Genomic DNA, 11059 nt, shown 5'->3' with positions numbered 1-11059 from the left:
ACCTTCATCAAACGCCCACACTTATCGACTGTTAATTTTTAAAGAACTTTATTCGGTACTGCGTTTTTTGCTGTGTTTGACGAAGCGTTGTGTTCGTCGCAGCAGAGAGGTGAGATTATGCAGGTTTTATCCTACGCCGTCAACTCTTCTTTTCCTACACCCTACTTTCATAACGTCCCGCAAGCTCTTGTTTTTGTTAACCAATTTCTCAGGGAGGCGAACTATAGCAAACGCCTTGCGCGCCCGCAAGGGGGCGCAAGGCGAAAGGGCGATTTATTCTTTAGATTACGTTCAGGCGACGAAGTTCCGGCCTTTTCCTCCGGGATTGTCGGTGTCGGCATGCACACTGGGAATGGTGGTACCCGGATACAGGCGGGCCAGCGTCGTACCAGTGACCGCTGCAACGACTGGCGCCAACAACGCTTGCGCTGACGGCATACTTGCACTGCCCCGCACCTGGCTCCACAGCCGCGGCAAGTCAGCGCAATCCGCAATTGCACGCTCTACTTCTCCCTGCCAGAACGGCGGCGCTTCACCTTCGACGAAATTGCCGCGCCCACGTCCGAAATGCGCCACGGCCAGATAACGCAAGACGATTCCAACCAACAAAGTTTGCAGGAAGGCGTCGGCTAACTCCATGCTTGGCTGCTGGCGGTCGGTGCCGACATTAAAACCCCACGCGGCGCCGGCCATCGTCAGCCCGCCGACGATGGCGCCTAAGAGAGCGCCCCCGCCCATGGTCAGTCCACCCGCCATCAGGTCGGCAGACAAACCCGTCGCTGCGCCCGAGACGATGGCGCCGAGCAATCCGGCCTGCGCTTTGTCGACGGGCGCACGCACCGCGAAATGGTCACGCACGCGCGCATTGATCTTGCCGGCGTCACCCGGATCGAGGTGATGCAATGCGAGTAGTTGCGACGTCGCACTGACGATCGATGCGTTCAGCCGCGCCACCACGCTACCCATGGCAGCCTCCTGACGCCGTTGTTCGTCCGACTTACCCAGGCCCACCACCTTCATGGCCGACTTCAACATGGACTTGCCGGCCTCGGGCACAGGCTCGCTGTCACGCGCGGCGTGGACCAACAAGGTCGTGGTCACGTCCAGCGATGCTTGATAGCGCTCGAGGTTATTGACTTCCCATGCGGCGAGCAAACGCCGGTAGGCAGACTGCTTGCTGTCGTCGACCAGTGGCGCCACCGCTTCATAGAATACGTGCTCATGCACCCAGCAACGCGCAAACGCGTCCAGCGCAAGCACTGCGCGCACGATGGGATATTGTTCCAGGTGCTGCTTCCACAGCGCCTGCTCGGCCAATTCGTCCGCGTGCGGCCGTGGCGGGCCGAGCTGGTTCAACAGCACCACAACCGGTTTGCCCAGCCACGCCAGAATCTTCATCTCGGCAGGCAAGTAACCGGCATCACGCGGATGCTCGGAGGAATTGACCAGGTAGAGCACCACATCGGCGGCATCTTTGGCCGTGCGCAAAGCTTGCTGACTAAGCCAGAACGCCTTGTCGCGGTAACGGTCGAACACCTCACGCAGGAACCAGCCAATCGGGTTGCCGGCCAGCGACAGGCGGCGCAGCAGGCGCACCGAGTCACCGAAGCCCGGCGTGTCCCATAGCAAGAGCTGATCGCCCTGTGGTGTGCTCTGCAATAAATGTGATTCGGCAAAGATCGTCACATGGGCGGCATCGCGCACTTCGCCAAGGTCGACACCGACCAGGGTACGGGCCAGCGTGGTTTTGCCGTTATTGGTATGCGATACCAGTGCGAACTGGATGGTGGCGCTGTCGCTCATGACGCCTCCGACACGATCAGTCCGGCCTCCGCATCGACCGGATACCTGTCTGGGTCGAGCAGATTGACGATCGTGGCGCTGCAACCGTGAAAGTGGCAGAACTGGCGCCACAGGGCAATGCGTTCGGCCAGGCGGGCATCGGCGCCCGGCTGGGTGCCGACGCGCTGCGTCAGGCTCGATTCATCTACCAGGACGGCGATGCCGCGCGGCGATGCACGGCGCAACTGGTCGAGCAAGGCGCCGTGGTTTTCCGTTTCCGGCGTTGCGGCCAGGCTGAACAAGACAGCAGTGACGGTAACGCCGGATGTGTCGGGGCCGATCGCCTCGACCGCGTCCTCACCATAGGCGAGTGATGGCCGCAGCATGACGCGCGCCTGCTCGCCCAGAAGTGCCGTCGCAATCGCTGCCAGTCCGCGGTCACGTGCTTCGTCGAGGGTGTAGCTGTACGGCAGCACGCGTAGCAGACCGGGTTCGACGTTGCCGATCTGGGCCGATAGCTTGCGAAAATAAGGCTGCTCGATATCGATTGGAAAATTGCGGCGCAAGGTCGACACGCGCCATTGACAGGCGATGCTCAGCAGGCCGCGCGGCAATACCACCAGCAGCAGCACGGTTGCGGCATACAAATGAACCCAGCGCGCGCCGCTTCCAGCGACGGTCGTACCGGTGAAGCGCAGCGCCTCGACGTCGGCCAGGGAAAATCCCTGTAACGGGAAAACAAACAAAGCCGGCACAAACACCAGCGACAGGATCTGGTGCACCTGGGATGCATCCAGGAACGTGCTTTCCCAGCCGGCACCATATTGCGACGTCAGCCCGCGCGCGTACAAGGACACGAGGGCGCCAAGCGCGAAGGCGGCAGCGGCCAGGTGAAAGGTACGGGCCAGGCGCACGCGCAACAATTTCGCGCTCAATTGCGCCCACTCCGCGATGAAACGCGTCAAGCCGGCGGCCAACGCCGCCGGCAATTTGCGCGGTAACGGTGCACGACCGACGCTGAAACGGCGCAGCATAGCGGTGCCTGCTCCGCCCGTTTTTTTGGCAGGCGCTACAGAGAAAACCAGCACGCACGCATAGACGACGAGATTCCAGCCAATGATGCCGAGCAAGGGCGCCGACAGCAAGTCGACGCGGTGCGGGTCGGCAATCCGGTCCAGCAGCGCACCGGCCAACAAGGCAAGCAGCGGCAAGCCAATGGCAAACCAGGCAGCGGCAGCATGTCCCTTCAGCAAAGGTTTCACCGCCGGCGTGCGCTCCGCCAGGCGTTTCAGGATTTGCTCCGAACGCTGTTGCAGAAACAGGTCGAAGGTAACAGCGGACTTGCTGTCGGCCGCTTGCCATTGCGCCAGTTCGCGCGCACTGCGGCTGGCGTACATGCGATCGTCGTCGCTTAGTACCACATGGGCCGTGTCGCTGCTTTCGATAGCGCGCACCAGGACAACATCGCGTGCGAGTTGTTCGTTCATTTTTCCGCCTTTATTTAATTGCAACAGATACGGCACAATTGTGCCTGACCTGGCGGCAAAACGACGGACGGCATCACTGGCCCAGGACGTCCTTTACCCAGCGGTAGCCGATACGTTCCTGCTCCATGCGCACGTACTGGCCATGCACGTTATCGCGCAAGGCACCGAACAGGGCCTGCTCGGCAGTATCCAGGCGCGTCAACTCACCAACGTAGCGCTTGTCCGCCGGTTCCATGCCCCATAGCGGGCGGTGCGCATGCAGAGTCGCCGCATCCATCATGATGGAACGCGTGTGTGGCATCGATGCACGCAGGCGATCGAGGATGGCAAAACCGTGGGTGTCGATATCGCCCCAATACACCAACTCGCACGCGCGAAGCCAGGCAATATCCCGCAGGCGGTCAATCGCATAGCCGCCACCAAAAATGACCATCGCGCCAGCCTGCTGCGGAAAAGCCAGCATGTTGATTTCGTTCTCGGTGACGTAGACCCGCGTGGCCGGCGGCAGCAGCGCCATGAACTGATCGAGCGGCACCGTCAGGTCGTGCAGACCGGCGATGTACAGCGCCGGATCGAGCAGGCGAAAACGCAGCATCGGCGGTTTGCCAAGCAGGCCGTATCTCTGCTCGAACTGGCGCGCGCCGATGGCGTCTGGCTGTACGCTCGACGGCGGCAGCAACAGGTCGAGCAGTTCGGCCAACAAGGCCTTGTGCGCTTCGATGAATTTGGTGTCGACGCCCGCGATATCGAGCTGGCGCAGGTACAGGGCGGGGCGCGGGTGCGCGCGAAACCACTGCAGGATCACCAGGATGCGCTCCCACTCGTCGGCCTGGTCGAGCAGCGTCAGGGCGCGGTTGCCGACCCAGGCGCGCAGTTCGGGAAACGTCGCCAGCGTCACTGCGGCCAGCTGGTCGAAGCGACGTGCGTCCGTCAGGCACCCGATCGCGCGCAGTGCGTCGTCCGCTGTGACAAACCGCGCCGCCACCGGCACCTGCTGGCGGCCAAGCTGGCGATGGTTGATCACCCGTGTGGACAGTTCATAACCGCTGCCGGCCTGCAGCTGCCGGGCCCAGTCTTGCACGGCGCCGAACTGTTCGCCCATGTCGGCGATGCTGGGTACGCGCAACGGGATCTCGAGCGGGAACAGCGCTTCGCCACCCAGGCGTGCGGCGAGGATGCGGCCCTGCTCCCACAGGCGCCGGACAGAGGCGCGCACATCGTCCGGACTGGACCAGGGTTTTTTCATGACTTGCGTGCGTCGCGCTCGACCTGGTACTGGTCGATCGTCAGATAGCGCAGCATCGACTGGCGTCCCTCTTCGCTGTGGACAAAACCCAGGCCCGCCACATACGGCTCGATGATGTGAATTTTCTGCAGCGGCGTGACGATCAGTAGCTGCAGGTTCATGCGTTTGAACAGCTCCAGGCCATAGCGTGCGGATTCGTCGGAGCCGCGCCCGAATGCTTCATCGATCACCACAAACCGGAACGAGCGCGATCGCACGACGCCCCACTCCAGGCCGAACTGGTAAGCGAGGCTGGCCGCCAGTACCGTGTAGGCCAGCTTCTCTTTCTGGCCACCCGACTTGCCGCCGGCGTCCGTGTAGTGCTCGTGTTCGCGGTCGTCTTCGCGCCAGCGCTCAGACGCGGAGAACACGAACCAGTTGCGCACGTCGGTGACTTTGCGGGTCCAGCGCTTGTCCATCTCGGTGCTGCCTTCGCGCCCGCGAAAACGCTCGATGATGCGTTTGACTTGCAGGAATTTGGCTTCCGAGTAGGCTTCGTCGCTGGATCCAGTCAGCGCGCCCTCGGTGCAGGTGCGCAGATCCTGCTGGAAGTCGCGCAGGTCGGCGTCGACATTGATTTCTGCCTCCAACGCAATGTAGCGGTTCGGGTTGTAGTCAATTGCCTGAAGTGAACCGTTGATAATCTCGATGCGCTCACGGATGGTTTCGCGTTCCCGCTTGAGCTGCGACTGGAAGCCGGCGATCTCGCGTATCGTGTTCTCGTTGAGCAGTTCCTTAAAGCGCGAGGCGAAGCGCGGCAAGTCGTCGGCCTGCAAGGCGTCGAGCATGCGCTTGAATTCAGGGGCGGCGTCGATACTGGCGTCGGCCTCGCGCGTTTCCATCGGCCAGTCGCGCACATAGTCGCGCATGGCCGCAATGATGGCGTCGCGCAGGCGCTGGGTGGTTTTCGCGTGGGCGTCGAGGCGTCCCTGAATCTCATCGCGCAGTTCTTTTTCGCGGTTGGCGCAGGATTCGATGGTCAAGGCGGCGTCTCCCTGCAGAGTGGCCAGCGTGGGGAAATACGCCGCGCGCGCATCCTCGGGCGTTGCGTCGATCAGCATGGCGCAGTCGTCCCTGGCTTGCTGCGTCTGGGCGAGTTTGGCGACCTGAGTCGCATGGTCACGCGTGCTCTGATGCTGCGCGTCGTCGCTTTCCTGCATTGCCACGCCGAGCGCGTCGAACCGCGCCTGCAAGGTGCGCAGCACGTCGGATGACGCGGCCAGCTCATCGAGTTCGCGCTGCAGCTGGTCGATCGCGCCGACCAGCGGTTGCCAATCGAGTTCCACGAAATTGGAATAGAAGGCCAGCTGCTGCCACAGGTTGAGGATCTTGTTGTGGTCTTCCACCTCGCGTTTCAGCGCGCCGATCTGGCCGGCGACTGCCTGCACACGCGTCGCCAAGTCACGCTCCTGTTTGGCCAACGCGGCGATTTTGGCTGCATTCGACCAGCCCAGCACATAGCGCGAGCGATCATCGAGCGCGCTGCGGTCATCCTTTTCGTGGCGTTCGCCGCCGGCCTTGATCTGGCCATTGCGCGTGACCGCCAGCTTCTCGCGCCGGAACTGTTCCATGCTGTCGCAGCAGGCATAGTCGAAACGGCGCGCCAGTTCACCGTCGAGCCACGGATAAAACGACGATACTTCGCGCACTTGCAGCTTGCGCGCCAGCGACTGCGGATGCAGCGCGCGTGCCTCGGCCTGCACATTGGCGCGCACGCGGTAATACACCAGCCGCCCGCCCAGGTGCGTGGTGTCGACCCAGGCCGCCACGTCGCCATAGTGCGCCTCCGGCACCAGCAGCGACAGGGCAAAGCCGTGCAGCAGGCGTTCGGCCGCGCCCTCCCAGCTGCGCTCTTCCTCGCGCATTTGTACGAGCTCGCCGATAAACGGCAGCGTATCGGGCGCCAGGCCGAGCGCCGTGCACAAGGTGTCGCGCAAGGCCAGCATGTGGCGCGGAATGTTCGAGCGGCGCTGGCGCAGCGAATCGAGTTCGCCCGTAATCTCGCCGTGCAGGCTGCGCAGTTCGCGCAGCGTGACGCCGGCTTCGGTCAGGCGGTTGCTGCCATCGTCGCGCGCAACCAGGCTGGCCGCCTGACCAGCCTCGATGGCGCGGCGGTTGGCGTCGAAGGTGTCGACGTCGACAGCGCCGGCCAGGCCGAGGGCCGCAGCGACTTCGCCATATTGCCGGGCACGGACCTTTTTCTCATCACGCTGTTCTTCGAAGCGCGCAATCTCGCCCTTGATGGCGCCCACCCGGTGGCCGCCGTTGTCATACATGGCGCGCGCCAGTTCGTCGCGCTGCTGGCGTTGTTGCTTCTGCTGTTCACGCAAACGTTCGAGCCGGTTGAACAGGCGGTCAAGTTCTGCCTGCCACAGCACCAGGCGCCGCTCCAGCAGTTCGCCTTTCCGTTGCGCGAACCAGGGGCGCAACGCTTCGCGACAGCCACGCAGATGGTCGGTCTCGCGCACCAGGTCGGCGTGCCGTTCGCAGTCGGCCACCAGCGGCAGCAAGCGTTCGATCTGCGCCTTCGCTTTCAGGACCGCCTGGTGGGCGCGATGCAGGTCGTCGAAGTGCGCGATCAATGCATCGATACGCGCTTCCACCGGAAACGCTTCGAGCATGTGTTCGCGCACGAAGTCGGTCAGGTTGCCGACCGATTTCATCGACACCGTCTGGTGGAACAGGTCCATCGCCTGTTCGGTGGCGATGCCGAAGCGGCGCCGGAATTCGGCGCCGTACGGCGGGAAGCTGTCGAACAGCGTCACGCCAGATCGCGCGCGCAGGCGTTTTTTCAGTTGCGCGATGTCGGCACCAAAGCCGGTAAAGTGTTCGGCGATGCCCATCACGCTGTCGGCCACGATATAAAAGCGTTCGGGCTGGCCGCGCGGATCCTTCAGCCAGAACACCTGCGCCACGGTGACGGTCTGGTCGTAGCCTTCATTGTAGAAAACGCCGAGCAGAACCGAGTAACTATTGTGGTCGCGCAGCGGTACGGCGCGCGCGGCCATCCCGCTGTCGCCGCGCTCGGATTTGTAATGGCCCAGCACATAGGTACGCAAGGTGCGTTCGCGCGCTTCGGCGCCGGCCGCCTTGTTGTAGGACACCTTCTGCGCCGGCACCAGCAGCGTGGTCAGCGCATCGACCAACGTCGATTTGCCGGAACCGATGTCGCCCGTCAGCAGCACGCTGTCGCCGTCGGGCTCCATGCGCCAGACGCGCTGATGGAAGGTGCCCCAGTTGAAGACCTCGAAACGCTGCAGGCGAAAGCCGGCACGTTCAAGTCCGTCGACGGATTGTGCGCCGAAGTCGAGTTCAGGTTCGAAGCGCAGTGGCTCGTTCACGGCGCCTCCTCGGCAGCGTGTGCGCCGTACCCAGCCAGACGTTGTTCGAATTCGGCCAGCCACTGCGCATCGACGAACGCCTTCAAAATGCGGCGCACTTCAAACTGGTCGTCCTGTCCGCGCAGGCGGCGGATAAAACCGAGTTCGATCACCTTGTTCAGGTGCGCGTCGATCCGGTCGAGCAGGCGCGCTTCGTTGGCGGTATCGGGCAGGAACAGCCGAACCTGGTCCGCGATCTGGTCGCGGCTGAGGACCAGGCGCGTGTCGCCACCGGTGGCGTCGAATTCGGTCAGGCGCTTGCGCAGCAGGACGAGGATCAGGCTGACCGGGTAGCTCAACTGGCGGCGCGGGACCAGGCGCGGCAGCTCGGGCTCGCCTTCGACCGGTGGTCGTTGGCGCAAGTAGGCATACCCCTCTGCTTCGTCGAACATCAACTCGAGGCCGATCGTAACGCAGTAATCGCGCACGCGCGCCTGCAACTCAAACAGCGATTGCCACAGCGCAGCGTCGCCGTCGCGGTACAGGACGCCCTGCAGCAGCGCCACCAGTACCTGGCTGAGTCGATCGTCGTCTGTCATAGGAATAATTTAAATCGTATAAATGATTAATGGGACCGTTGCTCGCCGATGCTGCCCGTTGGCGTCGATCCATTCCACTACTTCGTCGCTGGTGTCGTCGATGGCGCTGGACACGTCGGAGGTCGCGAGTTTCAGGTAGGTCGCCAGTTCCGCCAGGCCCTGCTCGAGCGGATAATCGGCCAGCAGCGCCCCCAGCGACACCTGGCTGCGACTTTGTAAGGCGCGCCGGATGTTCGACGCGAGGCGCAGCTGGTCGACGTACACCTGCTCGAACAAGGCATCCGCGGGAATATCGGCAATCGAGGTGTCGAGCGCCTGCTGCACGATGCGCGCTTTGAAGGGTGGATTGTACAAGGTACGGTCCATTGGCAAGCCGATCGCCGCTGACGCGTCGTCGATTTCCATGAAGGCTGCGTCGGGCACTTCACCGCGCAGGCGCAGGGCGCGCTGCTCGATGTCGCGCACCAGTTGCATAATGCGGCGGTTTTCCAGCCAGGCCTGGTCATCCAGGTAGTGGCGCAGCTGTTCGGACAGCCGCGCGACGGTGCGCTGGGTGACTTCGCCCGCTTCGAGCCAGTCATAGTGGATGCGTTGCAGCCGCGTGTCCGGCGCAAGTTCCTTGACAGAAGGCAGCGCCATCACGCGCGCCAGCAAGGTACTCAGTTCATCCTGCCGCGACGGCGACATCAGCAAATCCCAAAAGGCGCGAAAGCTCTTGCCTTCGTCGGAATCGGCAATCAGGTCGCGCTTGCCGAATATCTCTTCCAGCAGCGCGCCCTTGCTGCCGTCCCAGGTGGAGACCTGTTCACGCACCGTGCGGTCGAGAGCGCGAAAATTCTGGTCGACAGCGCGAAAGTCCGACAGCAATTCACGCGCGGTGACGGACATTTGCAGAAAGCGCTCGCGCACCTGGGTCGGCTCCATCAAATCGATCCGCCCTCCCCTGATCTGCTCGATTTCGGCGTCAATCTCCGCTTTCTTCTTTTGCAGTTCGGCGATACGGGTGCGTGGATTGAGTTCGGAACCCTCGATGATCTGGTTCAGCAGGTCGAACACCGTCAGCAGGCGCGATTCGGTGCCGATAAAACTCCGCTGGCCCAGGCTTTGCAGCCAGGTCAGCGCTGTCTCGGTAGAGGCAGCAAGGTCGTAGTGTGGTTCGTCCTGGCCGGCGGGATAATATTTGCGCAGCCAGCCTCGGTCGTCGGCGGCCCAGTCATCCAGGTAGGCGGTTGCAGCTTTGGGAAATAGCGCTTCGCCGGCATTGGTGTGCAGGTGATACAGGTGGTCGTCGAGCTGCGACGCGAGCTGCTGGCGCGCGACCGTGCGGATGTTCGGCAGAATGAAGCTGCGCTGCAAGAAGCTGGCAATCATTGGGCCGTTATCGGCGCTTAGAAGCCGCCATGCAGGATGGTTTTTCTTTAAGGAGACGAGCTGATCGTATTCCATGGTGATAGCGACGCCTTGATAGTTAGCCGATTATCACACAACCCACACCTCATTCCCGCCAAGGCCGGACCCATTGCGCCTCCGTGTGGTGGCAACGCTGGCCATAAGCGCTGTAGTTCCGCGCCTGCGGGGATGAAAAAACCCCGCACACCTCTGTACCGGGATTCTCTCGTTGATGTCACTGGACAGGAGGATAAATTCACCTGTGCTGGTGGGTGGGCCAGCATTGGGTTGTACCTGATCCGACAATAGTCTCATCTGTATAATCGTTTTGAAACGAGACGGAGCAATATGAAAAAGCTGTGGAGTCCCTGTATTCTCGGCCTGAAACCCTACTCACCCGGTGAGCATCCCCGCGTGCCAGGGCTGATCAAGCTCCATACCAACGAAAACCCCTATCCACCCTCTCCTGCAGTGCTGGCGGCATTGCATCAGGCTTCCGGTAGTGCCCTGCGCCTGTATCCGGATCCCGAGGCGTCCGGCCTGAAGCAAGCTATCGCTGACCATTACGCGCTCGAGGCCAACCACGTATTCGTCGGAAACGGATCCGATGAGGTGCTGGCGCACGCCTTTTATGCTTTTTTCCAACAGGACCAACCAATCCTGTTTCCAGACATTACCTACAGCTTCTACCAGGTGTATTGCGGGCTTTACCAGATTGGTTTCAACACCTCTCCGCTTGATGAGTCGTTGCAGCTTCAGATTGCCGACTACCTCCATCCTTGCCGCGGTGTCGTGATTGCCAATCCCAATGCACCGACCGGAATTGCATTGCCACTGGCTCCTTGTACTGCCCTCCGCCGCCAACTTCTTGTTCGTCAGTCACTGCCAGCACGACGCCGCCGAACTTGCTGTGGCTCTGCGCATGCGCGCCATTCTGGTCCGTCACTTCAAGCTGCCCCGCATTGACCAATACCTGCGCATCAGCATCGGTACCGACGCCGACTGCGACTGCGACAGTCTGCATGCGGCCCTGGCGGAGTTGCTGGCTGCCTGAGCCGTCCCGGCGCAAGCCGGGATCGATACTGTGCATTACCAGGCCAGGGAATCCAAAAAAACCATTAGACGAAAAAAAACCCCGCACATTTCTGTACGGGGTTTCTCTCTTATAACTAGCCTGACGATAACCTACTTTCACAC

The 11059-nt window shown here is 62.1% G+C and carries 6 protein-coding genes and 1 pseudogene; 1 reads left to right on the top strand and 6 read right to left on the bottom strand.

Translation table 11 applies throughout. The annotated features are described in order from the left end of the window. Window positions 1-291: 291 nt before the first annotated feature. The 6 genes from V6M87_RS26790 to V6M87_RS26765 all read right to left on the bottom strand — a co-directional run bounded on the left by V6M87_RS26790 (window position 292) and on the right by V6M87_RS26765 (window position 9919). Window positions 292-1803 (bottom strand): DUF3482 domain-containing protein, encoded by a 1512-nt coding sequence (locus V6M87_RS26790; protein WP_332879729.1) that lies wholly within the window; start codon window positions 1801-1803, stop codon window positions 292-294. After that, window positions 1800-3269, bottom strand: a complete 1470-nt coding sequence (locus V6M87_RS26785; protein WP_332879728.1) for a DUF2868 domain-containing protein — start codon at window positions 3267-3269, stop codon at window positions 1800-1802. The genes V6M87_RS26790 and V6M87_RS26785 overlap by 4 nt, the downstream gene beginning before the upstream one ends. A gap of 73 nt (window positions 3270-3342) precedes the next feature. Continuing rightward, window positions 3343-4515, bottom strand: coding sequence for a Wadjet anti-phage system protein JetD domain-containing protein (locus tag V6M87_RS26780; protein WP_332879727.1), 1173 nt, complete (start codon window positions 4513-4515; stop codon window positions 3343-3345). Then, window positions 4512-7895: an ATP-binding protein gene (locus tag V6M87_RS26775; RefSeq protein WP_332879726.1), complete on the bottom strand. Its 3384-nt coding sequence runs from the start codon at window positions 7893-7895 to the stop codon at window positions 4512-4514. Before V6M87_RS26775 ends, V6M87_RS26780 begins: the two co-directional genes overlap by 4 nt. Further along, window positions 7892-8473 carry a DUF4194 domain-containing protein gene (locus V6M87_RS26770; RefSeq protein ID WP_332879725.1) on the bottom strand — a complete coding sequence of 194 codons (582 nt, stop codon included), beginning with the start codon at window positions 8471-8473 and terminating at the stop codon, window positions 7892-7894. The genes V6M87_RS26775 and V6M87_RS26770 overlap by 4 nt, the downstream gene beginning before the upstream one ends. 9 nt (window positions 8474-8482) lie before the next feature. After that, window positions 8483-9919, bottom strand: coding sequence for a DUF3375 domain-containing protein (locus V6M87_RS26765; protein WP_332879724.1), 1437 nt, complete (start codon window positions 9917-9919; stop codon window positions 8483-8485). 291 nt (window positions 9920-10210) lie between these two features. Between V6M87_RS26765 and V6M87_RS26760 the strand changes: the two are divergent. Further along, a pseudogene (locus V6M87_RS26760) lies at window positions 10211-10916 on the top strand (pyridoxal phosphate-dependent aminotransferase). Window positions 10917-11059: the final 143 nt, after the last annotated feature.

The sequence above is a fragment of the Massilia sp. S19_KUP03_FR1 genome, from assembly GCF_036688685.1.
GTDB lineage: Bacteria > Pseudomonadota > Gammaproteobacteria > Burkholderiales > Burkholderiaceae_D > JALYUM01.
This window is presented reverse-complemented; position numbering and strand designations above follow the sequence as displayed.